The sequence below is a fragment of the uncultured Erythrobacter sp. genome, from assembly GCF_947492365.1.
In the GTDB taxonomy this organism is placed as follows: domain Bacteria; phylum Pseudomonadota; class Alphaproteobacteria; order Sphingomonadales; family Sphingomonadaceae; genus Erythrobacter.
Window position 1 is genome coordinate 602,954 of record NZ_CANLMB010000001.1, and the last position, 25,357, is coordinate 628,310.

Consider the following 25,357-nt stretch of genomic DNA (forward strand, 5'->3'; position numbering starts at 1 on the left):
TGTGGCAAATAGAGGCACTGGATATTTCGACCGCAAGGGTCACTTCTTCAAGACCGCTCGTGAGGCGACCGAGAGCGATCTCGCTGCACTTCTGGGCCAGATCGGCGACGGTGAAAGCCTTGCGCCGGGCATTGCCCATATGATGCTCGACCGCCGTGAAGAGATCGAGCGCCTGTTCGCCGATCACGACGCGATGATGGCGGAGGAAGAGGCTGTGCAAAGCGCGAAACTCTCGCATATTGACGGCAAGGTGACGAAGCTCCCGCGCACGGCGAGCTAGGCTTTCTTGGCTGAGATTGGCACACCGCTCCCATTGCGCTAGCAAAGCGCGACAGGGGAGAATTCGAATGCCATTACCCATTACATCGGCGACAACCGCGCTGTTGGCGCTGCTCTTGCTAACGCTTGCGATCCTGACTGTGCGGCACAGATTTCGGCTGAAGGTCGGATTTGGCGATGCAGGCGACGGAGGGTTAATCGCGGCGAGCCGCAGCCACGGAAATCTCGCCGAACACGCGCCGATTGTGCTGATTATGCTCGGCCTGCTTGAATATGGCGGTGCCAACGCACAGCTGCTGATGGGTCTTGCGGGCGCGTTTGTGATTGGCCGGGTTGCGCATGCGATCGGGCTTCATGGAAAAGATGAGCCGGGCAAGCCGCCTTTGATGCGGCAAGCGGGCGTCATTCTTACTTGGCTGGTGATGCTGGTGTTGATCGTGATGCTGCTCTTGGGCGTATTCGCGCGGAGCTAAGCCTAGTCCTCCACCATCGCCACCGCCCTGATCCATCCTGCGCTGGCGCGTTCTATCTTCACGGGGAAGCAGCTCAGCGTGAAACCGTGCGCGGGCAGCGCTGCCAGATTGGTGAGCTTTTCGATCTGGTAATAGGGGCGGATGCGGCCTGCCTTGTGGCCTTCCCAGATGATCGCCGGATCGCGCGTTTCGGCCCAGCGCTTTGCGGTGTGGCTGAACGGCGCGTCCCAGCTCCACGCATCGGTCCCGACCACTTCGACGCCGCGTTCGGTTAGCCAGAGCGTCGCCTCTGCGCCCAGACCAACGCCCTGATCGGTGAAATTGTCGGTGCCATAGACCGCGCCTGACTGGATCAGCACGATGTCGAGCGGCTGGAGTTCATAGTCGATGGCGACGAAGGCCTCTTCCAGCTCCGCCGCGCTCACCACATGGCCGTGGGGCAGATGCGAAAAGTCGAGCTTCACGCCGGGGCGCAGGAAGCGATCGAGCGGGGCTTCGTCGATGCTGGGTGCAGGGTTTTCGCCGGCATCGGTGGTCGAGTGATAGTGCCACGGCGCATCCATATGGGTGCCGTTATGGGTCGAAAGTTCGAGCATCTCGACCGCCCAGCCTTCGCCATCGGGCAGGTCGTCCTTGGCAAGGCCGGGGAAGAACATCGCGATCTGCTCCCACGTATTTTCGTGGGTCATGTAGGTGACCTTGGGCCGCATCACTTCGGGATCGGAGATCACATCATTGGTGATCGGGATCGAGAGGTCGATGAAGCGGGTCATGCGAGCTCACCGTCAAGGAATGCGGCAACGTCCGCCAGTTCCACGTCGCGTGCCAGATAGGCCTCGCCGATCCCGCGCATCAGCAGGAAGGGCAAGGTGTCGCCCTCCATCTTCTTGTCGTGGCGCATGTGATCGACCAGCTTTGCGCCGTCGCAGGTAAGGCCCAGGTCGCGGATCTCTGAGGGCAGGCCTGATGCCGCAATCGCCTGCGCCGCGCGGGTCGCATCCTGCCCCGTCATCTCGCCGCGCCGAACCGAATATCGCGCCGCCAGAACCATGCCGAGCGCAACGCCTTCGCCGTGAAGCAGCCGCTCGGAGAAGCCCGTTTCAGCCTCCAGCGCGTGCCCGAATGTGTGCCCGAGATTGAGCAGCGCGCGCACGCCGGTTGTCTCGCGCTCGTCCTCGGCGACGATGCGGGCCTTGGCGCGGATACTGGTGGCGATGGCGTGGGTGAGCGCTTCGGGTTCGCGCGCGATGACTTTGGAGCCGTTTGCCTCCAGCCATTCGAAGAACGCGGCATCGCCGAGCAGGCCATATTTCACCACTTCGGCATAGCCCGCGCGCATCTCGCGGTCAGGCAGGGTGTCGAGCACAAGCGGGTCGATCAGCACGGCCGACGGCTGGTGGAATGCCCCGATGAGGTTCTTGCCAGCGCCGGTGTTGATCGCGGTCTTGCCGCCAACCGAGCTGTCGACCTGCGCGAGCAAAGTCGTGGGGATCTGGACAAAACCGCAACCGCGCTTTGTCACCGCGCAGGCAAATCCGGTGAGGTCGCCGACAACGCCTCCTCCCAGCGCGAACACATGCTCCGAACGGGTGACGCCGAGCGCGAGCAGCCAGTCGGTCAGTTCTTCGAGCACGCGCCAGCTCTTCGCGCCTTCGCCGGGTTCGACGACGAACCATTCGGCCTGATGCCCTGCTTGCGCGAGCGAAGCCTCAACCGCCTCGCGGTAAAGCCGGTGGGTGTTTGCATCCGAAACAAACGGCACTGCGCGCCCTGCAAAGCCGGACAGATAAGCGCCCGCATGGCCCGCCAGATCGCCCAGCAACCCCGCTTCAATCGTCACATCATAGCTGCGCCCCGAAAGCGCGACGGGGATTACAACCATTGATCTATCGCCTCGATTATTGCGTGCGCAGTGTCGGCATGGGGTCCGTCTTCGCTCTTCACCCTGACCTGCGCCTGCGCGTAAAAGCGTTCCCGCTTTTCAAGCAGGTCCGTGAGGATCGCTTTGGGATCGCCACCACGCAAAAGCGGGCGAGTGTTGCGGCGCGAAGTGCGCTCAACCAAAGTGTCGATATCGACGTCGATCCACACAGCAATCGCACGCTCCAGGATCAGCGCACGGGTCTCGTCATCGACGAAAGCGCCGCCGCCGGTCGCGATCACGCCGCTGTTCTCGTCGATCAGTCGCGCGATCACGCGGCGTTCCCCATCGCGGAAATAGGCCTCGCCAAATTCGTCGAAGATTTCCGCGACCGATCTTTGCGCGGCTTCTTCGATCGCATCGTCTGCATCGATAAACTCGCGCTCCAAAATGCTGGCGAGCCGCCGCCCGACAGTTGACTTGCCTGCCCCCATCAACCCGACCAGCACAATCGGCCGGTCGAGCCGTGCGGCGATCCGGGCAATGTCGCTATCGGATAGGTCGGCTGTGCTTGTCATTGAAACGGGGCCTATAGATGGGGTAGAGCGCGCGCAATATGCCTAAGCTCGCTACCTACAAATCCGGCACCACCCGTGCACAGCCTATGATCGAGAAGTTCCGCGAAAGCGGGCTGCGCCGCCGCTTGCCCTATTATGCGGTGATTGCGGTGCTGGGCGTGCTGACGATTGCCTATATTGACGGGGGCGAGGAGCCGCTGCATCCGATCACTCACCGGATCGCGACGCCGGTCACGTCAGGAGCTGCACAATGATCAATCGCGCCAGATGGACGGCTTCGGTGGCCGCACTCGCGCTTGCCGGTGCAGGCGGAGCGGCTTTGGTCGCAGGCTTTGCCAGCGCGCAGGAAGCGCCCGAATCGCTGCTGCCGCCGGGCTTTGATGATCCCGCGCCTGCTCCCACACCGCCTCCGGTCGCGCAGCCGACAGCTGCGCCTGCCGGACCTGTTGCACCAGTGCCTGCGCCGGAGGGCGGCACTGTCCAGCCGATCCCTTCCGCGCCCGGAGCGCTCCCGTCAGTGCCGCAATTGTCGCAGGAGGAGCTTTCGGGGCTGCCTTCGCTTGAGGAGCTGGAAGAGCTTTCAACCGATCAGCTCGACGATCTGCTCGGGCTGAAACCGCAATATGACATTCCGCCCGCCGCGCGCCGTTCGCTCGCGCAGGTCGGCGTGTTGTCTCAGGCCGAAGGCGGGATGCAAAGCGGTGCGCTTGCCAATCAGCCTGAAAGCCTGGTGCGCGCGATTCTTGCGGGAACGCGCGGGCCAGTTGTCTCGCGCTGGGGGCACATCCTCTTGCGCCGCACTTTGGCAAGCCGCCTTGCCGCGCCTGACGGCATGAACCCGGTTGAGTTTGCCGCGCTGAGAGCGGGCGTGCTCAATTCCATGGGCGAATATTCGGTGGCGCGCGGGCTAGTGCAGGATGTCGATACCGGCGATTGGGACACCGCGATGACCTCGCAGGCGCTCACCGCCTATATCGCGATGTCCGATCTGGTTGGTGCATGCCCGGCGGTGCGTTTGCAGGGCGGCGCACGCGAAAATGCGCAATGGAAGATGATGCAGGCGATCTGCAACGCCTATGCGGGTGAGGGCGCATTGGCCGCTTCGCAATTGAACGCCGCGCAAAGCGAGGAGATCGCTCCGGAAATCGACTTAACTTTGGCGCAGCGTTACGCCGGAGCTGCAGGGCGCGGACGGGGTGGGGTGACAGTTTCGTGGGAGGGCGTTAAAGAGCTAAGCCCGTGGCGTTACGCTATCGCCAATGCGGTTGGCGAGACTTTGCCCGAGGGCCTGCTTGATGAAGCCATAGCCGGGCGCGGCGGGGTCTATTACCAATATGCCGCAGCCGCAGCGCCGATGGTGCCGCTGGCCGAACGAGCGGGCTTTGCCGAATTCGCGGCGGCGCGCGGCGTCGTTTCGGCCAGGGCGCTGGTCGATCTCTACAGCCAGATTTACTCCGACAATGCGATTGGGGGAGCGGCTGCGGACCGATCTGCGCGCTTGCGAGAAGCCTATGTCGGACCCGACGCCGCGACGCGGATCACCGCGATGCGCGGGCTCTGGGGAGAGGGCGACACGGGGTTTGCAGGCCGTGTTCTGACCGCTTACGCCGCCGCACGCATCTCACCGAGCGAGGCGAATGCCGAAGATGCAGGCGATCTGATCGCCTCGATGCTGACCGCTGGCCTCGACCGCGATGCGGCAAGCTGGGGTTCGGTTGTCGAAGAAGGTTCGCTCGGTTGGGCGCTGGTTGCGATCGCCAACCCCGATGGCGGGCAGGTGGCGTCGGCGGATGTCTCAAGCTTCGCCAGCGATGATGAAAGCGAAGAGGCACGCAAGACCGCGTTTCTGGTCGCTGGCCTTGCAGGGCTTGGCCGCATGCCTGCCGGTGACGCCAGTGGCTACGACGTCGATCTCACCCGCCAGACGCGCTGGACCCGCATGATCGACCGCGCTGCCGAAGTCGGCAATCCAGCGATGGTTTCGCTGCTTGCAGGACTGGGCATGCAAGGCGAAAGCTGGTCGCAAATGACGCCGCTGCACCTCTATCACATCACCTCGGCACTGCGCCGGGTGGGGCTTGAAGCGGAAGCCCGGATGATCGCTGCAGAAGCGGTCGCGCGCGGCTGAGCCGCCTGCCATGTCGGCTGCGACACAGGCCTTTCTCGATATGCTGGCGGCAGAGCGCGGGGCAGCGGCGAACACGCTGGCGGCCTATGCGCGCGATCTGGCGGGGGCAGAGGAGGTCGCAGGCGATCTTGCCAAAGCGCCGCGCACTTCGGTGGCCAAACTGGCTGGCGAATGGGCCGCGCTCGCGCCTTCGACGGTGGCGCGCAAGAGCTCGGCTTTGCGGCAGTTTTTTGGTTTTGCAGTGGATGAAGGATGGCGCGAGGATGATCCCTCCGGCGCGCTCCCCAATCCGCGCACCCGCCGTCCATTACCCAAGGTTTTGAGCCACGATGCGGTCGAGGCACTGCTCAGGCGCGCCGAACTCGAAGCGTCGAGCGGGAAACCGGCCGCGCTTCGCCAGTTGGCACTGCTGGAAATGCTCTACGGATCGGGCTTGCGCGCGACCGAACTCGTCAGCCTGCCGCTCACAGCAATTCCGCGCGATGCGCCGCTCATCACGGTTATGGGCAAAGGCGGGCAGGCGCGGATGGTTCCGGTCAGCGAGCGCGCGAAAGAGGCGATTGCCAAGTGGCTCGAAGTGCGCCCGAAAGAGCCTGCTTCGCGCTTTCTGTTCCCTTCAAGGGGCGGCAAGCACCTTTCAAGGGTGCGTCTGTTCCAGCTGCTCAAAGAGCTTGCCGCGCGCGCCGATCTCGATCCCACCGGCATCAGCCCGCACGTCTTGCGCCACGCCTTTGCGACCCACCTTCTCGAAGGCGGCGCGGATTTGCGCGTGCTCCAGACATTGCTTGGCCATGCTGATATCGCGACCACGCAAATCTACACCCATGTCGATGCGGCGCGGCTCGTCGAGCTTGTAAATTCGCGCCATCCTCTTGCCCGAAGCGCCGCGAAGGACTAGCGCGAAACCATGATTTCTTATCTCGAATTCGAGAAACCCGTCGCCAGCCTCGAAGAGCGTATCAACGAGCTGCGCAGCCTCGACACCAATCACGATGTCGATGTTGCCAGCGAGATCGAACGGCTCGAGGCGAAAAGCGCCGATTTGCTCGCCACCACCTACGCATCGCTTACGCCGTGGCAAAAGACGCAGGTCGCCCGCCACCCGCAGCGCCCCCATTTCCGCGATTATGTCGAGGCTGCGTTCAGCGACTTCATGCCGCTGGGCGGGGATCGCTGTTACGGCGAAGACGAAGCAATCATGGGCGGCTTTGCCAAGCTTGGAACCGGTGAGAATGCGCGCCGTGTCATGCTGATCGGGCATGAAAAGGGCAACGACACACAAAGCCGGATCCGGCACAATTTCGGCATGGGCAAACCCGAAGGTTATCGCAAAGCGATCCGCCTGATGGAACTTGCCGGACGATTCGGCCTGCCGGTTGTTACTTTGGTTGACACGTCCGGTGCGTTTCCGGGGATCGAGGCCGAGGAGCGCGGTCAGGCAGAAGCCATCGCGCGTTCGACCGAGGCCTGCCTTGCGCTGCCGGTGCCGATGGTATCGGTAATCGTGGGCGAGGGCGGATCAGGCGGTGCGGTTGCTTTGGCGAGCGCGGAGCGGGTGCTGATGCTCGAACATGCGGTCTATTCGGTGATCTCGCCCGAAGGCTGCGCCTCGATCCTGTGGCGCACATCGGACAAGGCGGCCGAGGCAGCGCAGGCGATGAAAATCACTGCGCAGCACCTCAAACGGCTGAACGTGATCGACAGAATTGTAAAAGAACCTGTCGGCGGCGCGCATCGCGATCCGCAAGCTATGGCGCGAAATCTTGGCAAGGCTCTGGGCGAAGAGCTTGATAAATTGAGCGAAATGGACAGCCAAACGCTTTTGCGCATGCGCGAGGAACGGTTCCTCCAGCTCGGCGGATAGAGGCGCTAAGCCTTGAGCAGGGGTTGCCCTCATCCTTGCTTTCCAACTAGTTATCTCCCGATAGAAACACGCTGCCTTGGGTGGGCTCAGCGCAGCTTAGATGCGGGAGAATTTCAGATGGCCAAGGCTTCACACAAATACTGGATGGCAGGCGCAGCGCCGCTTGCCCTCGCGCTGAGCGGGTGCATGGGCGGGGGCTCGATACCCTCTGCCTCGACCCCGATCACCACAACCGAAGCGCAGCAAGGCGCGGATTACCACCCGAAACTGCTCGCCCAGTTCGGCGGCGCGATGGGCGGCAGCCAGGCGCAATATGTCGAGCAGGTGGGCAAGAATATCGCGGTGCAATCGGGCCTCGGCAATGCGCGTGAGAGCTTTACGGTCAGCCTTCTGAACTCGCCGGTGAACAACGCTTTCGCGGTGCCGGGCGGGTATATCTATACGACACGCCAGCTGGTGACGCTGATGAATAACGAGGCTGAGTTGGCGGGCGTACTGGGCCATGAAGTCGGCCACGTCGCCGCGCGCCATTCGCAGCGCAGGCAGGCGGCGGCACAGCGCAACACGCTGCTTGGCGGACTTGGCGCAGTGCTTTCGGGCGTTTTGCTCGGCGACAGCCAGATCGGCAGCACGCTTTCACGAGGCTTTCTGCAAGGTTCGCAGCTGCTGACCTTGCGATTCTCGCGCTCGCAGGAATTGCAGGCGGATGATCTGGGGATCCAGTACCTGACCAGCGCGGGATATGATCCGACTGCGATGGGCACAGTGCTGGCCAGCCTTGCCGCGCAGAACAATCTCGATGCGCAATTGCAAGGGCGCGGTAATGCGACGGTGCCCGAATGGGCTTCGACCCACCCCGATCCGGCGAGCCGCGTGCAGCGCGCGATCTCCGCTGCCCAAGGCCTGCCCGGTTCTGTAACGAATCGCGACACGTTCCTACAGCGGATCGACGGCCTGCTTTACGGTGATGATCCCGAACAGGGCGTGATCGAAGGCAGCCGCTTCATCCATCCCGAATTGCGCCTGACCTTCACCGCGCCGCAGGGCTTCTACATGGTCAATTCGACCAGTGCGGTAAGCGTTAACGGGCAGGGCGGGCAGGCTCAGCTGACGCTCGCGCCCTATAATGGCGATCTGGACTCCTATATCCGCCAGCAATTCCGCGCGCTGGGCGGGGAGCAGAACAATCTAGCCCCGCAATCGATCGAGCGCACGACGGTGAACGGCATCCGCGCCGCCTACGGTCAGGCACGCGTGAACAACGGCAATAGTCAAGTGGATGTGACGATTTTCGCCTACGAGTTCGCCAATGACCGCGCCTATCACTTTGCCGCGATCACGCCGGCAGGGCGGAGCAGCACTTTTTCGGCGATGTTCCAGTCGATGCGGCGGATCAGCCAGTCAGAGGCCGATCAGGTGATCCCGCGAAAGCTTGATGTGATCACTGTCCAGCGCGGCGACACGATTTCGGGGCTTGCCCGCCGGATGGCTTATGACGATGCGCAGGTAGAACGGTTCCGCGTGCTCAACGCGCTTGGCTCGGGCGATCAGTTGCAGGCGGGTCAGCGGGTGAAGATTGTGGTTCGCGGGCGGTAATCAGCGCGGCTTCATCCGGCGCAAAAACACACCGCACAATAAAAAAGCGGCGGGGAAAACCCCGCCGCTCTCTTAATCGGAAAGTCTCTCGACTTAGCCAGCCATTTCGGTCTGAACTTCCGAGAAGGTGTCGCTAAGGGTGTTGCCCAGCGAACCCATGGCGGTGATTGCAGCAACTGCGATCAGAGCAGCGATCAGGCCGTATTCGATAGCCGTTGCGCCCTGTTCGTCACGTGCGAGTTTGTTGAAAAAGGTCATTAGTAGTCTCCTGGTTTTGGTCTTCGGTACCCGTGCAAGCCCACCTGAATGGACCGGCAATTGATGGATGTAATGAGCAGCTCTTGAGAAAATCCTAATTCGCAGGCTTTCGATTTAGTTACCGTTCATCGCTTCCGTCGACGCGGTCTCAACTTCACTCCATGTGTTAATGGTCTCGTTGGCTACGCCTTGGAGAGCAGTAATCATGGCGATCACGATCAGACTCACGATCAGCCCGTATTCAACGGCTGTGGCACCCGAATTGTCGTTCCCAATGTGCTTAAGGAATTGAATCAATTTCATGAGGTCACCCGTCACTACGTTCCTGATGAAGAGACAAATCGGCGTTTGCCGTTAAGAAAAGGTTGATGAAGCGCACAAAGATGGAAAAAAATCCGACATGAGAGGGGTAACGACGTGGGTGGTTGCAGGGGCACTGATTGCTTCAGAAGACAGCTGCCTTATGCACCGCAGACCTTATGAGAAACATCACGGCGGCCTATGGGAATTCCCTGGTGGAAAGGTCGAAGATGCTGAAATTCCAGTAAAAGCACTCATAAGGGAGCTGCGCGAGGAATTGGGTGTGATCGTCCGCGAAGAAGATTGCGAGCCCGCAGGATTCGCCGAAGATCGCGGTAAAGATGCCGACAATCCGATTGTCATCCTGCTTTACACTGTGCGCAAATGGACGGGGGGACCGCAGGCGCTGGAGGGCGGACGAATCGACTGGTTCGACCCGCAGGGGGTCAAGAATCTCGACATGCCGCCGCTCGATATCGAACTGGCAGCGCGGCTTTTTAAATAAACTGCGCCTGACAGGGCAGGATGAGGCAAGACAGCTATTGCCATTCGCGCAGTGGCTGCTTATGTGCCCCTCCACCGCGCGCCAGTAGCTCAGCTGGATAGAGTACCTGACTACGAATCAGGCGGCCGGAGGTTCGAATCCTTCCTGGCGCGCCAAAAAAGGGACTGCCCCAACGGGGTGGTCCCTTTTTTGGTTCTGGGTATTTGTTTGCTCTCGCGGCAAATCGCTGCGCGAATGCCTCCGAGGGGCGGCCTGACCGGCCGGCGGGCGGTCGCCCTTGCGACGCCGGCGGCGTCGGATCAGCGCTAGGATCGCAAAGTCTGCTAGTCCCCGACCATATCCTCCAGCGCGTGCATGTCTTCGTCGGAAAGACCGAAGTGGTGGCCTGCCTCGTGGATCACGACGTGGCGCACAAGTTCTGCGAACCCGACGCCCGTCTCTGCCATCTCGCGCAGCAGTGGTTGGCGGAACAGGCTGATGACCGGAGGCATCCGAGTTGGCTCCCACACCGATTGTTCGGTCAGTGGGGTGCCTTCATATAGGCCGGAAAGCTCCCACCGGTTTGAGATCTCGACCGCTTCGAGCTGCTCGGCGGTGGCGAATTCCGTAATGCTCAGCACGATGCGCGTCATCTTTTCGCGGAACTCATCGGGCATTCGCGTCAGAGCATCGCGTGCGCAGGTTTCGAACTCGGCCGCGCTCGGGCCATCATAAAGGGCGGTGGGATCGGTCATCATTGTCACATATTCATATGGGGAAGCCCGGCGCGCGTGCAATCCGGCGGCCTGCATGCGCCGGAAAGATTGTGACAAATCGGCCCGAAACGTGCAGAGCGTCGCTCAAAGAAAGATGCGGAGATACCCTTGAGCAAGCCAGAAGTTCCCGAAGATGTGCAAGAAGCCGTGCGCACCCTCATCCGCTGGGCAGGCGATGATCCCACCCGCGAGGGTCTGCTCGACACGCCCAAGCGCGTGGGACGCGCATGGCTTGAATATTGTCAGGGCAATCAGAGCGACCCGGCGGTGCATCTGGAGCGCATCTTTGAGGAAGTCGGCGGCTATGACGAGATCGTGCTGCTCAAAGGCATCCCGTTCCATTCGCATTGCGAACACCACATGGCGCCGATCACCGGCAAGGCGCATATCGCCTACCTGCCCGATCAGAAGGTCGTCGGCATCTCAAAGCTCGCGCGCGTGCTCCATGGTTTTGCCAATCGCTTGCAGGTGCAGGAACGCCTGACCGCCGAAGTCGCCGAGTGTATCTGGACGCACCTCGAACCGCGCGGCGTCGCTGTGGTGATCGAGGCTGAGCATGGCTGCATGACGGGCCGCGGGGTGAAAGTGCACGAGGTCGAGATGCTCACCAGCCGCATGATGGGTTGCTTCCTCGAAGACCCGCGCAGCCGCAAGGAAGTGCTGAGCCTGATGGGGTATTGATTGTATTGCCAAACGAAAAAGGGCGCCTCGATCGGGGCGCCCTTTTCATTGGTGGGGTAGATGCAGCCTAGAGCTGGCCGAGCATATGCTCTGCGCTCGAAACTTTGAAGTCGCCCGGCTCTTCGACGTTGAGCTGTTCAACCACGCCGTCATTCACGACCATCGAGAAACGCTGTCCGCGCTTGCCCAAGCCGAAGCCGGAACCGTCCATCGTCAGGCCAACCGCTTCGGCAAAGTCGCCATTGCCATCGGCGAGCATGGTGATGTCGTCCGAGCCAGCAGCTGAATTCCATGCGCCCATAACAAAGGCGTCGTTGACAGCCGTGCCGACAATCTCGTCAACGCCCTTGGCTTTGAGTTCTTCTGCCTTCTCGACAAAGCCCGGCAGATGCTTGGCCGAGCAGGTCGGGGTGAATGCCCCGGGTACGGAGAACAGCGCCACCTTCTTGCCGGCGAAATAGTCGCTGGCCTGCACCTGTTCGGGGCCTTCAGCGGTTGCCTTGACCATGGTCACATCGGGAAGTTTGTCGCCTACTGAAATTGTCATCGCATTGCTCCATTGGTCGCATTTTATCGGTTGAGACCACGATATAGGCGCTCTGCCGCGCGTCACAATGGCAAAGGCGGGCCTAAGGCGTGGCTAGGTATGAACGCGGTTAAGAGCGCTTTACTCTCCAGATTGAAGAAGCAGTAAACAATGCAGGCATAGCTTCCTGATGCACTGATCCCGAAGCGTTGGCGTTTGAGCGGGGGCAGCAGCATTAGGGGAGACCGAAAGATGCGCATTCATAGCATGATTGCTGGAGGAATTATGGCAGGTGCAGCGCTTGTCCAGACCAATGCTGCGATGGCCCAGACTGAGATGGTCGCGGCCGACTATACCAGCCCGATTTCTGCCAATGCAGAGGCCATTCGCAGCCTCAACATCATGCTGATGGTGACGTCTTTGCGATGCCGCACCAGCGCCTTCGATTTCCGCAGCGAGTACGACATGTTCGCCCGCGCGCATCAGGCCAATCTTGCCGAGGCGCATGACACGCTCGCCCGAGGTCTGGTCGCGACCCATGGCGAAGATGGCAGCCACCGCGCGCTTGACCGGATCGGAGTAAGGATTGCCAATCGCTATGGCGACGGTCATCCGACTTTGGGTTGTTCGGATCTGAAAGAAGCGACGCTGCAACTGGCGATGAGTCAGGACGGTGCGAACCTCTCGCGCATGGCGGACCGGCTGCTCGACAATGGATCGGCGCAAGGTGCGCCATACCGGCAGGCGGGTTCTCGGGTTCAGGCGCCAATCGAAAGCCCGGCGCCGCGCCACGAAGCCACAAAGCACCGGGCGCAAATCCCCTATGAGCTCAGCCCAGAAACACCCTCGCAAGTCGATTCAGAATTGCACGATGCGATGCAATTGCCGCTCTGGCAGCGCGGGTGAGGGCTCATATAGAGATATAAAGAAAACTTTATATTTGCTTGTCAGCGGTGGACTCGCTAGGGGGCGCGGTAGCTAATCAATCCCCAATGGAGACACTCATGGCGACCGCAGCCCTGACCCACGAATACATCATCAAAGACATCGCGCTGGCTCAGTATGGCCGCGACGAAATCGCTATTGCCGAAACCGAAATGCCGGGCCTGATGGCTCTGCGTGACGAATATGGTGCCTCGCAGCCACTCAAAGGCGCGCGCATCACCGGCTCGCTCCACATGACGATCCAGACCGCTGTCCTGATCGAGACGCTGGTTGCTCTTGGCGCCGAAGTGCGCTGGGCGACCTGCAACATCTTCTCGACCCAGGATCACGCTGCCGCAGCCATCGCGGATCAGGGCATTCCGGTGTTCGCTATCAAGGGCGAAACGCTGGCCGATTACTGGAACTATGTCGGACGCATTTTCGACTGGTCGACCGATGCCGATCCTGATCTCACCTCCAACATCATCCTCGATGATGGCGGCGATGCGACGATGTTTGCGCTTTGGGGTGCGCGGCTCGAGGCGGGCGAAGAAATGCCTGCTCCGCAGAACGCCGAAGAAATCGAAATGCAAAAGGCTCTGAAAGCCTATGTTGCAGAAAAGCCCGGCTACCTCACCAAGACGGTCCAGAACATCAAGGGCGTTTCGGAAGAGACGACCACGGGCGTGATGCGCCTTTACCAGATCGCCAAGCAGGGCAAGCTGCCTTTCCCCGCGATCAATGTGAATGACAGCGTGACCAAGTCTAAGTTCGACAACCTCTATGGTTGTAAGGAATCGCTGGTCGATGCGATCCGCCGTGCGACCGACGTCATGCTCGCTGGCAAGGTCGCCTGCGTTGCCGGTTACGGCGATGTCGGCAAAGGCTCGGCAGCGTCGCTGCGCGATGGCGGCGCCCGCGTGATGGTGACCGAAATCGACCCGATCTGCGCGCTTCAGGCGGCGATGGACGGCTACGAAGTCGTCACGATGGAAGAAGGCGCCAAGCGCGCTGACATCTTCGTGACCGCGACCGGCAATGAAGACGTCATCACCGGCGAGCACATGAAGCTGATGAAGAACATGGCCATCGTCTGCAATATCGGCCACTTCGACAGCGAGATCCAGATTTCCTCCCTCGACAATTACGATTGGAAGGAAATCAAGGAAGGCACCGACATGGTGACCATGCCCGACGGCAAGTCGCTGCTGATCCTTGCCAAGGGCCGCCTCGTGAACCTAGGCTGCGCCACCGGCCACCCCAGCTTTGTGATGAGCGCCAGCTTCACCAACCAGACGCTGGCCCAGATCGAGCTGTTCACGAAGTCGGACGAATACGAGAACGACGTCTATGTTCTGCCCAAGCACCTCGATGAAAAGGTCGCCGCACTGCACCTTGAAAAACTGGGTGTCGAGCTGAGCAAGCTGAGTCAGAAGCAGGCGGACTATATCGGCGTGCCGGCCAATGGCCCGTTCAAGCCGGATCACTACCGCTACTAATCAGCGTCAAATCTTACCGCAAAGCCCCCGCACTCTAACGAGAATGCGGGGGCTTTGTCTTTCTGGACCATTGCAAGGCGCGCCCGCGCGCAATAGCTGGATGGAATGGAACTTTCGCCGCTTGCCCTGACCGGAATCGCGCTGCTGCTGGCGGCGTGGACGATTGCGGCTGCGGTGATGATTATCCGGTCCAATGCGAAGACCCGCCGGACCAAGGCGCTGCAAACCTCGCTCAAGCGGATGCAGACGATGCTCGACGTCGCGCCCGCGATCCCCTTGCTGGTGCGCGTGGATGGCCGGATCGAAGCTCCCGAGCGGCTTGCGCGCTGGCTCGGGCTGGAGGCGATGCCTACTTATCTGAGCGAGCTGGCGGGCGAGAACGGGGCGGGCCTTACCCAGTTTCAGGTCGATGAACTTTCGGAAAAAGTGCGTCTGACGCAAAAGAGCGCAGCGCCGTTCCAGATGGCGATCACACCGCCCGGTTCACAGCGCAGCCTCGCGTTGCAGGGTGCTCTGGCGGATCCGCAAGTCTCTCCCGGCGGGGCCGCGATTGTCTGGGTGTTCGATTTTACCACCAGCGAGGACGAGCTGGTGCGGCTGCGCAAGACCGCCGACCGCGCCGAATCTGACTTTACCGCGCTGATCGGCCTGATCGAGGCCGCGCCGATGCCGATGTGGTTCCGCGATGAGAATATGCAGATCCGCCTCGTCAATCAGGCCTACGTGCAAGCGGTAGGGGCGACGAGCCTTGAAAAGGTGATTGCCGAGCAGATCGAGCTGCTTGAACCCGACGGCGGCAAATCCCCGGCTGATATTGCGCGCGAGGCGTTGGAGAGCCAGCAGGAGAGCCAGCGCATCGACGCCGTAACAATCGACGGCGAACGCCGCTCGCTGCGTGTAACCGACTTGCCCTTGGGGGCGGACGGTGTTGCGGGTTACGCCATCGATATCGAGGAGCAGCAGCAGGTCACGCGCGAATTTCGCGCCTTCCGCGATGCCCAGCGCGCGATGCTTGACCAGCTTTCCATCGGCGTTGCGCAATTCAGTTCCGAAGAAGAGCTGGTCTTTGCCAACCGGCCTTTCCGCCGCCAGTTTGGCCTTACCAATGATGTGGTCGAGGACCGGATCACCTTCGACCGGTTCCTGGTCGATGCACGCGAACATGGCAGCACGCCCGAAGTGCGCGATTTCCCCGAATGGCGGCGCGAAGTGGCAGCCTGGTTCGACAGCGCGGAAACGCAGGAAGAAAACTGGCCGCTTTCGGGAGGCACACATCTGCGGATCGTTGCGCAGCCCATGCCCGATGGCGGGTTGGTGATGATCGCTGAGGACCGCACCGAGCAGCTCGCGCTGTCGGCCACGCGCGACACTCTGCTGCGCACTCGCACCGCGACGCTCGACAGCCTGTTCGAAGCGCTGGCGATCTTCGCGCCGGATGGCTCGGTCCAGCTATGGAATCGCAGCTTTGCCGGAACATGGGGGCTGGCGAGCGATTTCCTCGACACCCATCCTAGCGCCGAGGGGCTGCTGGCCGCGATTGGCGCGAACCTCGCCAAGTCCTCGGATGCCGAACAGATCGGCGCGGTGGTGCGCGCGGCGACGCTCGACCGGCGCGAGAAAGAGGGGCAGGCGGTGCTTTCTGACGGACGCACCTTGCGCTTTGCAGGTGTGCCGCTGCCTGATGGCAACGGGCTGTTCACCGTGCTCGACATCACCGACTCGCAAAAGGCCGAGAAAGCCCTGCGCGAACGGGCCGTTGCACTGGAAGAGGCGGACGCGGTCAAGGCGCGCTTCCTCGCCAATATGTCCTACGAATTTCGCACGCCGCTCACCTCGATTGGCGGCTTTGCCGAGCTGCTTAAAAGCGGCGCGGCGGGCGAAATCGAAGGGCAGGCGGAGGAATATGTCGACGCTATCCTCGCATCGGTTTCGCGGCTGACCGAACAGGTCGAAAACGTGCTCGACCTGTCGCAAAGCGAGGCCGGATTGCTGCCGATCGACAAGGAAGAGATCGACCTGCTGCCTTTCCTCACCGCGATTGTGCGCGACCGCGAGCAGGCGATTATCGGCGCAGGTTTGGCGCTCGACCTTAAAGGCAGGCGTGGGCGCAAGGTTGAGGCCGATCCGCGCCAATTGGGCCGCGCAGTGGGCAATCTGCTCGACAATGCGATCACCGGCACGCCCGAAGACGGCAAGATCGTGATCGAAATCCCCAAGCCTGCCGATGGTGATGAATGGTCCGCGATGATCGTCATCACCGACAATGGCGATGGCATGACCGACGATGAGCTGGCGCGCGCGCAAGGGACGCTCGATGCAAGCGGCGAAGCCGAAGCAAGCGGCCTCGGTATCAGGCTCGCCCGTCAATTGGTCGAAGCGCATGGCGGCACGCTGGAAATGGCCAGCGAAAAGGGTGTGGGCACAGTCGCGGCGATCACCTTGCCGTGAGCGAAATGGCGCGGCGAGAATTGCCCGACCTTGCGGCAATGGAAGCCTTCGGAGCGGCCATTGCGGGTCAGCTGCGCGCAGGCGATGTGATCGCGCTTGAAGGCGGGCTGGGGGCAGGCAAGACGACGTTAGCCCGCGCGATCATCGCCGCGCTCGGCTATCCCCACGAAGTGCCATCGCCGACCTTCACCATCATCGAGAGCTACGACGCTCCGCCGCTGAGCCTGCCGGTGGTGCACGCCGATTTCTACCGGCTTGAGCGGCCAAAAGAGGTCGAAGAGATAGGCCTCGACGACTACCGCGAAGGCGCGGCGCTGATCGCCGAATGGCCGCAAAATGCTGGCGGCTTCGCGCATGAGCCGGCGTGTCTTTCGATCACGCTGGAAACTGCGGGAAAAGGCAGAATTGCGACTGTGAAGGGCGCGGCGGATTGGCTAGGGCGGATGCCATGAGTGACTTGCCCGAGGGCCTTCAGAGCTTTGTAACTGGTGCCGGTTGGGGCGATGCGGCCATCGAACCGATTCCGGGTGACGCGTCTTTCCGCCGTTATTTCAGATTGCGCCGCGACAATGGCGACACCGCGATGCTGATGCATGCGCCGCCGCCGGAGGAAGACCCGCAGCCCTTCCTTCACGTTGCGCATTGGCTGTCCGATAATGGCATGCGCGCGCCCGCGATCTTTGCCGAGGACGCCGCGCAAGGCTGGGTGCTGACCGAAGATTTCGGCAATGACCGGATGCGCGAATGGGTCGATGCCGCGCCGCAAAGCGAAACCGCAGCATACGAAACCGCCATCGATGCACTGGTTGCATTGCACCAGAAACCCGCTGGGCCCTTCGCCCCCTACGACATGGCCACCTATCGCCGCGAGGCCGCTTTGCTAACCGAGTGGTACGCGCCTGCGCAGTCGCTCGAGGTTGATGAGGCTGGCTATGCAGCGGCTTGGGAACAGGCGCTTGCCCCGATGATTGAGCGGCAGGGGCCGGGCGTGACGGTGCTGCGCGATTATCATGCGGAGAACATCATGCTGCTCGGCGATCCTCTTGCTGGCGCGCCGCAGGGCCTTATTGACTTTCAGGACGCGCTGGTGGGCCACCGCGCCTATGATCTGGTTTCGCTGCTTCAGGATGCGCGGCGCGATGTCTCCGAAGAACTCGAAGCTGCAATGCTCGCCCGCTATGCCCAGAAAGCGGGCAGTGACGACGAATTCCTTGCCGATTACGCGCGATTGGGAGCGCAGCGAAACGCCAAGATCGTCGGCATCTTCACGCGGCTCTACATGCGCGATGGCAAGCCGCGTTACCTCTCCATGATCCCGCGCGTCTGGGCAGCGATGGAACGCGATTTGGCGCACCCCGCGCTCGCTCCGGTGGCGGAGTGGTTTGCGGCAAACATCCCCGACGAACTGCGCAAAAGCGGCGGAGGGACAATCGCATGAGCAAGCTTGTTAGCGACACCGCGATGATCATGGCCGCAGGTATGGGCAAGCGGATGCGCCCGCTCACCGCCGCAACGCCTAAGCCACTGGTTCGCGTGGCGGGAAAACCGCTGGTCGATCATGCGCTGGACCGGCTTGCCGATGCAGGTGTCGAGCGCGCGGTGGTCAATGTCCATTACCTCGCCGACGCGCTTGAGGCGCATGTGCTCGAACGGCCAAACCCCAAGGTGATGATCTCGGACGAGCGCGACGCTCTGCTCGAAACGGGCGGGGGGATGATCAAGGCGCAGGCGCACCTGCCCGATCCGTTCTTCTGTCTCAACGCCGACAATATCTGGCTCGACGGGCCGCGAAATGCCTTTGCCGATCTCTCCGCACGGTGGAATCCGGATGAGATGGACGCGCTGCTGCTAGTGGTCGGCCATGCGCGCGCGGCGAATTTCTCGGGGCAGGGCGACTTTCACATGGATCAGCATGGCCGCTTGACGCGCCGCCACACAGGCCGCGTCGCGCCCTTTATCTATACCGGCATCCAGCTGGTGTCGCACCGGCTGCTGCGCGATGCGCCCGGGGGCAAATTCTCGACCAACATCCTGTGGAACCGCGCGATAGAGGAAGGGCGATTGTTCGGCCTCTCCTTCACCGGCCAATGGTTCGAGGTCGGCACGCCCGAGGCGATCCGCCCGACCGAAGATGCGCTCCAGCGTGGGTGATAAGAGCGCGCCTGAAATCTACTCGATAGCCGCTCACCGCGGTTTCGCAGATGCGCTGGTCGCGGGGGTTGTGCCGCGATATTCGGAAGCGAAGTTCGGCCTTGCGCGGCTCACACTGCTGGTGCCCAGCTCTCGCGCCGCGCGCACGCTTTCCGAAGCCTTCATTCGCTATCAGGGTGAGACGGGCGCGGCGGGCATGCTGATGCCGCGTATGGTCACAATCGGTGATCTTGACCTCGACGAAACGCTGGGCGCTTTGTTCGATCCGCTGGGCGCGAACGACATTCCGCCTGCGATTGAGCCGACCCAGCGGTGGCTCGAACTGGCAGAACTGGTGCGTGAAGAGCGCGAGGAGCTGGGCGATGCGCCTCTGCCTGGTGCCGCGCGCCTGCGTTTGGCGCGCGAGCTAGCGCGCACGATGGACCGCTTGTTGGTCGAGGAGAAGGCTCCCGAAGAGCTGATTGGTCCCGCCGTGCTCGACATGCTGGGCGATCTGTCGGGCCACTGGCAAAACTCGCTGAGGCTGTTTGCGCGGGTGCAACAGCGGTGGCGGACGCGGCTAGACGAGCTGGGCAGGGTCGATGCGGCGACGCGGCGCAACATGCTGTTTGAGCGCGCGGCGAAGAAATGGCGCGCGCAGGCCCCTGATACGCCGATCATCGCCGCTGGTGTGACCAGTGCTTCGCCTGCGCTGGCGCGGATGCTGCGGGTGGTGGCTGACCTGCCCAATGGCGCGGTTATCCTGCCCGATCTCGACCTTTCGCTCTCGCAAGAGGCGTGGGACGAGCTGGGCCGCGCGGGCGCTACGCCGGAGCCGGGCGGCGAGGTCTTCGGGGCCAAAGACGCCGTGACGCACCCGCAATATCATCTCAAGTTGCTGCTCCAGCGCATGGGCATCGCGCGCGAGGAAGTCCGGCAATGGCACCGCAAGGGTATGACGGCGGCAGAGCCAGCGCGCAGCCACGCGATCAGCTCGCTGTTCCTGCCTCCGCAGGCGAGTAAATCGTGGATCGATCTCGACAAGAGCAAGCGCCGCCTTGCAGACGTCCGCCTGATGACCAGTGCGACTTCGGAAGAAGAAGCGCAGGCGATTGCTCTGCTGGTGCGCGAGGCGCTGGACGAGCCGGAAAGGCGCGTCGCGGTCATCACCGCCGATCGCAGCCTTGCGCGGCGGGTGGCGCAGCATCTGGGCCGGTGGAACATTGATGCCGACGATTCCGCCGGGCGTCCCTTGTCGCTAACGCCTGCGGGCCGCCTGTTCGGATTGCTGGCAGAAATCGTCTCGCACGGACTTGCGCCTGCCGGACTGATCGGCACGCTGGCGCACCCGCTGATCAAACGCGGGGATGAGGAAGCGCGGCGGATCTGGCTGCGGTCACTGCGCGCCTTCGACCGAAAACTGCGCGGGCCAACGCCTGCGCCCGGGCCGGAACCTCTGCGTGACATCGCCAAGGATGCCGGCCAAAGCGAATGGTGGGGGGAAGCCGAGGCTGTGCTCTCGCCGCTTCTGCACATTGCAGAGGGCACTCCGCTCGCCGACGTGATTGACGCGATTGCGACTTCTGCCGAAGCGCTGGCAGGCGATGCGGTCTGGGCGCGTGAGGACGGGCGCGCGCTCTCGGCGATGGTCGAGGATTTGCGCCTCCATGCGCGTCTGCTTGGCACTGCGATTACCGCCCAAGACGTCGCGCCTGTTCTGCGCGATGCGATGGAGGAGGTCACGGTGCGCCCGCCCTATGGCGGCCATCCGAGGATTGCGATTTACGGCCTGCTCGAATCGCGGATGGCGCGCGCCGATCTGGTGATTTGCGGCGGGCTCAACGAAGGCAGTTGGCCGCAGACACCCGGAGCCGACGCACTGCTGGCGCCGGGCATTTTGCGCGCTTTGGGTGTGCCGGGATCGGAGTTCCGTATCGGCCTAGCCGCGCATGATCTGGCCGGCGCGATGGGCGCTCCCGAAGTGGTGCTGAGCCGGGCGCAGCGCGACACGGACGGGCCGACACTGCCCTCGCGCTTCCTCCTTCGGGTCGAAGCGCTGCTTGGCGAATTGGCCGACGACCACCGCGAAACGCGCATCCCCGCCATGCTCCCCGCGCTCGACCGCGCGCCCGAGCTGGCGGAGCAATATCCGCGCCCTGAGCCGGCACCTAATGCTGCACAGCGCAGGATCGATATCAGCGCCACCGCGCTCGATCGGTTGTTGGGCGATCCTTACCAGTTCTATGCGCAGAAGATCCTAGGCCTTCAGACGCTCGATCCTCTCGCCGCTGACCCGTTTGGCGACCCGGCATTGCGCGGCACGCTGGCGCATGAAATTCTTGAAGAATGGCACAAGGCGCGCTGCAATGACCCTTCGCTCCCAATCCGGCCTTTCGCAGAACAGAAGTTCAAGGATGCGAGGGTTCACGCCCTATTTCGCGGCCTTTGGCAACCGCGTATCCTCGCCGCGCTCGACCGGTTTGAAGCGCGGGTTGACGAAGCCAAGGAGAATGGCCGCGAAGTGCGCGTCGCCGAAGCGTGGGGCGAGATGGAATTTGATGGGGTTCGGGTCTTTGGCAAGGTCGACCGGATCGACCGCCTTGCCGATGGTAGCCTCGCTATCGTTGACTATAAGACCGGGGGACCACCCTCTGCGGCACAGGTTGAGGCGGGCTATGCGCTGCAAATGGGGCTGCTTGGCCTGATTGCGCGCGACGGCGGGTTTGCAGATGGCGATGTAAGTGGCGAAACGGCGCACTACGAATACTGGTCGCTGGCCAAGAAAGACGGTAAATTCGGCTATGTCGAAGAACCGGTGAAGATAGGCAGCAAACGTTCAGGACTTACGCCCGAAGAATTCCTGCCCGCGCACGAAAAGCATCTGAAAACCGCGATCGCTAAATACATCCTCGGCGATGCGCCTTTCATCGCCAAGGAAAACCCCGATTACCCCGGCTATTCCGATTACGACCAGCTGATGCGGCTGGAGGAGTGGATCGTCCGGTTGAGCGATCCTGAGATGGAGAACGGCGCATGAGCGGCGCTGTCTTCCCGCTTCAGGACAACCAGCTCGCAGCGGCCGATCCGCGCGACAATGTGTGGCTGTCCGCCTCTGCTGGCACCGGCAAGACGCAGGTGCTGTCCGCGCGGGTTCTGCGGTTGCTGCTGACGCCGGGTGTCGGCCCTTCGCAAGTGCTGTGCCTGACCTTCACCAAAGCGGGCGCGGCGGAAATGGCCAATCGCATCAACGCGGTGCTGGCGCGCTGGGTGCGGCTTGATGCGGGGACATTGGCAAAGGAACTGAAGTTTCTCGGCGCGGATTTTGACCTTGAAACGCAGGCCCGCGCGCGCACCTTGTTTGCCAGCGTGCTCGATTGTCCGGGCGGGGGCCTCAGGATCGACACGATCCACGCTTTCTCGCAGTGGCTGCTCGCCAATTTCCCCGAAGAGGCCGACATCACCCCCGGAGCGCGGGCGATGGAGGACCGCGAGCGCGAGCTGTTGGCGCGCGATGTACTCTCGGACATGCTGGTCGAGGCGGAGACTTCGGGCGACAGCGCCTTCACCGATGCGGTGAGCGAATTTGCCAAGGCGAAAGAGCCCGATGCTCTGCGCGGTTGGTTGATGAGGTGCGCGGGCGCTGCGGATATGTGGGAAGGGCGCAGCGCGTGGGCGCCGCCGATGCGCGAGCGGGTGCTGCGCTTGCTCGACATGCCCGCTGATGCCGATGCGGATTGGGCGGTTGCGGGTCTGCACCCCGACCTGTTCCCCGACGATCAACTGCGCCAGATGCTGCCGTTGATGCAGAATTGGAGCGCCAAGACCGGCGCAGCGACCGCGGCGTTTATCGAAAGCTGGCTGCCGCTCGATGTGCCGCAGCGGGTCGAGGCGATGCAGGGCTTCTTCGACACCGTGCTGAAAAAGGATGGCGATCCGCGCCAGATGGCCAATCCGACCAAAAGCGAGCCGCGTCTGCCCGAATGGCAGCAGTTGGTCGCCGACGCGGTCGCGATGGTTGGCGAGCGCCGCGCGCTGCTGGCGCTGGCCGATTTTCTCACAATGTCGCTCGAAATGGGCCGCGCCTTTGCGCTGCGGTGGAGCGAGGCCAAGGCGCGCGAGGGGCTGCTCGATTTCGACGATCTGATCCGCAAGGCCGCGTTTCTGCTCAAGAACACGCAGTCCGCCGATTGGATACGCTACAAACTCGACCGCAATTTTGACCACATCCTGATCGACGAGGCGCAGGACACCAATGCCAGCCAGTGGGACATCGTCTTCGCACTGATCGACGACTTTTTCAGCGGCGAGGGCGCGCGCGGGGATGCATTGCGCACGATTTTCACCGTGGGCGATTACAAGCAGGCGATCTTTGGTTTTCAGGGCACCAGTCCGGAGAATTTCGAGCGCGCTAAGAGCCGCGTCAAACAGCGGACCGACGATGCCAAGGCCCATGCGCATGAGCTGCGCGAAAACAGGCGTCTGCCCGGCTGGGCTGATCTTGATCTGGGCCGGTCCTTCCGCACCGCGCTGCCCGTGCTTGATTTCGTCAACCGCACGATTGATGCGCTGGGGCATGAGGCCTTTGGGCTTGCCCAATCGCCCGAGCCGCATGTGGGGGATGACCGCGCCGGTCTGGTGAGCCTGTGGAACCCCGTCTTGCCCGAGGCCGACCTCGATGAAGAGGACGAGGAGAACCGCGAATGGCTGCCCGCGCATGACACTCTGCTGGCCGACAAGATCGCTGATCAAGTGCGCCGCTGGGTGAGCGACGACGAGCCCTTCGTGCTGGAAAAGGGCAAACGCCGCCATGCACGCGAGGGCGACATCATGGTGCTGGTGCGCAAGCGCAAGGATCTGGCCTCGCAGATCGTCGCAATGCTCCATGCGAAGGGCGTTGCGGTTGCGGGGATTGACCGGCTGCGGCTCGGCGCGCCTCTGGCGGTGAAAGACCTGATGGCAGCGCTTCGCTTTGCCGCGCAGCCGCTTGACGACCTGAGCCTTGCCAATCTGCTCGCATCGCCGCTGATCGGGTGGTCGCAAGACGATTTGCTCGAATATGTCCCGCGCGGTGACAAGCAGCGCCTGTGGGATCACCTTCGCAAACACGATGCGGCATTTGTGGCAGAGACGGTGGCAAAGCTACGCGACCTGCTCGCGCGGGCGGATTTCGAGACTCCGCAGGCGATGCTTGCATGGCTGCTCACCGGCGACTGGCAGGCACGGGGCAAGCTTGTGGCGCGGCTGGGCAGCGAGGCCAATGATCCGATCGACGAGCTGGTCAACGCCGCCTTCGCCTATCAAAGCGCGCACACGCCCAGCCTTGCCGGTTTCATCGAGTGGTTCGATGCGGGCGAGGGCGAGCTGAAACGCGATGCGGATGAGGCGACGGGTCAGGTGCGGGTGATGACCGTCCACGGCTCGAAGGGCTTGCAAGCGCCCATCGTCATCCTCGCCGATGCCACCGGAGAACCGGGCAACGCGGGGGCGCTCGATCTGGAGGATGATCCGGTGGGCGCAGAGGCGGACAATGCGCGCAAAGTGCCGCTGCCGTCGCTGTCCAAGGACCAGCGCGTCGGGCGGGTCGAGAAGGCGGAAGAGAAAGCCTCCATCGCCGCGATGCAGGAACATTGGCGGCTGCTTTATGTCGCCATGACCCGCGCGGAAGAGGCGCTGTTTATCGGCGGATCGCTTGGGCCCAGGCAGGCGAAGAAGGGCGAGCCGCATGAGGACAGCTGGTATGCGCGGCTGGAGCCGGTGTTCGACACCCCGCCGCTCGAGGACCCGATCTGGGGCGCGCGGCGCGAATGGGGTGTTCGCGCCGATGATTTGGTGCCGAGCGAGGATGAGGGCGCGCCTGCGGAGGCGAGCGAACTTCCCGCCTGGGCGACCACGCCGATTGGCCTCGAACCGCGCCCGCCGCGTCCGCTTGCACCAAGCCGCGCTGGTGAGGAGCTGGGGGCTGACCCGCCGCTTGCTTCGACCGGCACTGGCGATGCGGCCCAGAATGCGGCGGCGCGCGGGGTCTTGATCCACCGCTTGCTCGAACAATTGCCCGATGTGGCGCTGGGCGAGCGGGAACAGGTAGCAAGCCGCTGGCTGGAGCGGCAGGCGGGCGACCTTGATCCCTCCGCGCGCTCGGAGATGATCGACAGCGCGCTCGCCGTGCTGAGCGAGCCGGAATTCGCCGCGATCTTCTCGCCCGATGCGCTTGCCGAAGTTCCCTTGTCGGCGACGGTGGACGGGCTGGTGGTTGCCGGCACCGCAGACCGCCTGCTTGTAACAGACGATGCGGTCACGGTGGTCGATTTCAAGACCACACGCCGCCCGCCCGAAACGCTGGACCAAGTGCCCGCTTCGACATTGCGCCAGATGGCCGCCTATGCCGCCGCGCTCGCCGCGATCTATCCCGGTAAGACTATCCGCGCCGCCATCCTCTACACCCACGCGCCGCGCCTCATCGATATTCCACAGGTTACTCTCGCCGCGCACAAGGATCGTTTGGGGCAGGCGCAGGAATCCTATACGCCGCTACATATTGAGTGAGACACAAAG

The 25,357-nt window shown here is 62.7% G+C and carries 24 protein-coding genes and 1 tRNA gene; 18 read left to right on the forward strand and 7 right to left on the reverse strand.

Annotated features, from left to right (window positions below; genetic code table 11):
- The first annotated feature begins 1 nt into the window (after nucleotide 1).
- Together Q0887_RS02925 and Q0887_RS02930 are read left to right on the forward strand one after the other, a co-directional pair.
- Nucleotides 2-280, forward strand: a complete 279-nt coding sequence (locus Q0887_RS02925) for a hypothetical protein (protein WP_299192187.1) — start codon at nucleotides 2-4, stop codon at nucleotides 278-280.
- Between the two features lie 67 nt (nucleotides 281-347).
- Entirely contained in the window at nucleotides 348-752 is a 405-nt protein-coding gene (locus Q0887_RS02930) for an MAPEG family protein (protein WP_299192189.1), read from the forward strand.
- Between the two features lie 2 nt (nucleotides 753-754).
- Here Q0887_RS02930 and Q0887_RS02935 read toward each other — a convergent pair whose 3' ends face one another.
- From Q0887_RS02935 to Q0887_RS02945, 3 genes are read right to left on the reverse strand one after another with little or no spacing between them, the layout of a single operon-like run.
- On the reverse strand, nucleotides 755-1,525 hold the full coding sequence (locus Q0887_RS02935; protein WP_299192191.1) for a cyclase family protein: 771 nt from the start codon (nucleotides 1,523-1,525) through the stop codon (nucleotides 755-757).
- The gene (gene aroB / locus Q0887_RS02940) at nucleotides 1,522-2,634 is read right to left on the reverse strand and encodes a 3-dehydroquinate synthase (protein WP_299192193.1); all 1,113 of its coding nucleotides are present in this window, start codon (nucleotides 2,632-2,634) and stop codon (nucleotides 1,522-1,524) included. Before aroB ends, Q0887_RS02935 begins: the two co-directional genes overlap by 4 nt.
- Nucleotides 2,625-3,191 (reverse strand): shikimate kinase, encoded by a 567-nt coding sequence (locus Q0887_RS02945; protein ID WP_299192195.1) that lies wholly within the window; start codon nucleotides 3,189-3,191, stop codon nucleotides 2,625-2,627. The genes aroB and Q0887_RS02945 overlap by 10 nt, the downstream gene beginning before the upstream one ends.
- A 38-nt stretch (nucleotides 3,192-3,229) precedes the next feature.
- Here Q0887_RS02945 and Q0887_RS02950 point away from each other — a divergent pair, with 38 nt between their 5' ends.
- The 5 genes from Q0887_RS02950 (at nucleotide 3,230) to Q0887_RS02970 (ending at nucleotide 8,779) form a co-directional block, all read left to right on the forward strand.
- Nucleotides 3,230-3,445, forward strand: coding sequence for a hypothetical protein (locus tag Q0887_RS02950; RefSeq protein WP_299192197.1), 216 nt, complete (start codon nucleotides 3,230-3,232; stop codon nucleotides 3,443-3,445).
- Nucleotides 3,442-5,319: a hypothetical protein gene (locus tag Q0887_RS02955; RefSeq protein WP_299192198.1), complete on the forward strand. Its 1,878-nt coding sequence runs from the start codon at nucleotides 3,442-3,444 to the stop codon at nucleotides 5,317-5,319. The genes Q0887_RS02950 and Q0887_RS02955 overlap by 4 nt, the downstream gene beginning before the upstream one ends.
- 10 nt (nucleotides 5,320-5,329) lie before the next feature.
- The gene (locus tag Q0887_RS02960) at nucleotides 5,330-6,217 is read left to right on the forward strand and encodes a tyrosine recombinase (RefSeq protein ID WP_299192200.1); all 888 of its coding nucleotides are present in this window, start codon (nucleotides 5,330-5,332) and stop codon (nucleotides 6,215-6,217) included.
- 9 nt (nucleotides 6,218-6,226) lie between these two features.
- A complete protein-coding gene (locus Q0887_RS02965; RefSeq protein WP_299192202.1) occupies nucleotides 6,227-7,183 on the forward strand; it encodes an acetyl-CoA carboxylase carboxyltransferase subunit alpha in 957 nt (318 codons plus the stop codon).
- Between the two features lie 117 nt (nucleotides 7,184-7,300).
- Nucleotides 7,301-8,779 carry a M48 family metalloprotease gene (locus tag Q0887_RS02970; RefSeq protein ID WP_299192204.1) on the forward strand — a complete coding sequence of 493 codons (1,479 nt, stop codon included), beginning with the start codon at nucleotides 7,301-7,303 and terminating at the stop codon, nucleotides 8,777-8,779.
- Nucleotides 8,780-8,872: 93 nt separating this feature from the next.
- On the opposite strand, the gene Q0887_RS02975 is transcribed toward Q0887_RS02970, so the two are convergent.
- The gene (locus Q0887_RS02975; protein WP_299192206.1) at nucleotides 8,873-9,037 is read right to left on the reverse strand and encodes a Flp family type IVb pilin; all 165 of its coding nucleotides are present in this window, start codon (nucleotides 9,035-9,037) and stop codon (nucleotides 8,873-8,875) included.
- Nucleotides 9,038-9,151: 114 nt separating this feature from the next.
- A complete protein-coding gene (locus Q0887_RS02980; protein WP_299192208.1) occupies nucleotides 9,152-9,340 on the reverse strand; it encodes a Flp family type IVb pilin in 189 nt (62 codons plus the stop codon).
- A 118-nt stretch (nucleotides 9,341-9,458) separates the two neighbouring features.
- On the opposite strand from Q0887_RS02980, the gene Q0887_RS02985 reads away from it, so the two are divergent.
- Nucleotides 9,459-9,842, forward strand: a complete 384-nt coding sequence (locus Q0887_RS02985) for a (deoxy)nucleoside triphosphate pyrophosphohydrolase (RefSeq protein ID WP_299192211.1) — start codon at nucleotides 9,459-9,461, stop codon at nucleotides 9,840-9,842.
- Nucleotides 9,843-9,920: 78 nt separating this feature from the next.
- Nucleotides 9,921-9,997: transfer RNA gene (locus tag Q0887_RS02990), tRNA-Arg, on the forward strand.
- A gap of 168 nt (nucleotides 9,998-10,165) precedes the next feature.
- Here Q0887_RS02990 and Q0887_RS02995 read toward each other — a convergent pair.
- Nucleotides 10,166-10,579, reverse strand: a complete 414-nt coding sequence (locus Q0887_RS02995; RefSeq protein WP_299192213.1) for a metallopeptidase family protein — start codon at nucleotides 10,577-10,579, stop codon at nucleotides 10,166-10,168.
- A gap of 120 nt (nucleotides 10,580-10,699) precedes the next feature.
- On the opposite strand from Q0887_RS02995, the gene folE reads away from it, so the two are divergent.
- Nucleotides 10,700-11,278 carry a GTP cyclohydrolase I FolE gene (folE, locus tag Q0887_RS03000; RefSeq protein ID WP_299195205.1) on the forward strand — a complete coding sequence of 193 codons (579 nt, stop codon included), beginning with the start codon at nucleotides 10,700-10,702 and terminating at the stop codon, nucleotides 11,276-11,278.
- Between the two features lie 67 nt (nucleotides 11,279-11,345).
- Here the strand turns inward: folE and Q0887_RS03005 are convergent, their stop codons facing one another.
- Nucleotides 11,346-11,825 carry a peroxiredoxin gene (locus Q0887_RS03005; protein ID WP_299192214.1) on the reverse strand — a complete coding sequence of 160 codons (480 nt, stop codon included), beginning with the start codon at nucleotides 11,823-11,825 and terminating at the stop codon, nucleotides 11,346-11,348.
- A gap of 231 nt (nucleotides 11,826-12,056) precedes the next feature.
- Here Q0887_RS03005 and Q0887_RS03010 point away from each other — a divergent pair, with 231 nt between their 5' ends.
- From Q0887_RS03010 to addA, 8 genes are all read left to right on the forward strand, one after another.
- Nucleotides 12,057-12,710: a hypothetical protein gene (locus Q0887_RS03010; protein WP_299192216.1), complete on the forward strand. Its 654-nt coding sequence runs from the start codon at nucleotides 12,057-12,059 to the stop codon at nucleotides 12,708-12,710.
- 98 nt (nucleotides 12,711-12,808) lie between these two features.
- On the forward strand, nucleotides 12,809-14,227 hold the full coding sequence (ahcY, locus tag Q0887_RS03015) for an adenosylhomocysteinase (protein ID WP_299192218.1): 1,419 nt from the start codon (nucleotides 12,809-12,811) through the stop codon (nucleotides 14,225-14,227).
- Between the two features lie 105 nt (nucleotides 14,228-14,332).
- Complete coding sequence (locus Q0887_RS03020) at nucleotides 14,333-16,675, forward strand: PAS domain-containing sensor histidine kinase (RefSeq protein ID WP_299192220.1); 2,343 nt, start codon at nucleotides 14,333-14,335, stop codon at nucleotides 16,673-16,675.
- A 5-nt stretch (nucleotides 16,676-16,680) separates the two neighbouring features.
- Nucleotides 16,681-17,127, forward strand: a complete 447-nt coding sequence (tsaE, locus tag Q0887_RS03025) for a tRNA (adenosine(37)-N6)-threonylcarbamoyltransferase complex ATPase subunit type 1 TsaE (RefSeq protein WP_299195207.1) — start codon at nucleotides 16,681-16,683, stop codon at nucleotides 17,125-17,127.
- Entirely contained in the window at nucleotides 17,124-18,113 is a 990-nt protein-coding gene (locus tag Q0887_RS03030) for a phosphotransferase (RefSeq protein WP_299192222.1), read from the forward strand. The genes tsaE and Q0887_RS03030 overlap by 4 nt, the downstream gene beginning before the upstream one ends.
- Nucleotides 18,110-18,826 carry a nucleotidyltransferase family protein gene (locus tag Q0887_RS03035; protein WP_299192223.1) on the forward strand — a complete coding sequence of 239 codons (717 nt, stop codon included), beginning with the start codon at nucleotides 18,110-18,112 and terminating at the stop codon, nucleotides 18,824-18,826. The genes Q0887_RS03030 and Q0887_RS03035 overlap by 4 nt, the downstream gene beginning before the upstream one ends.
- Nucleotides 18,819-21,842, forward strand: a complete 3,024-nt coding sequence (locus tag Q0887_RS03040; protein WP_363317635.1) for a PD-(D/E)XK nuclease family protein — start codon at nucleotides 18,819-18,821, stop codon at nucleotides 21,840-21,842. Before Q0887_RS03035 ends, Q0887_RS03040 begins: the two co-directional genes overlap by 8 nt.
- Complete coding sequence (gene addA / locus Q0887_RS03045) at nucleotides 21,839-25,348, forward strand: double-strand break repair helicase AddA (RefSeq protein ID WP_299192227.1); 3,510 nt, start codon at nucleotides 21,839-21,841, stop codon at nucleotides 25,346-25,348. Before Q0887_RS03040 ends, addA begins: the two co-directional genes overlap by 4 nt.
- The last annotated feature ends 9 nt before the right edge of the window (nucleotides 25,349-25,357 follow it).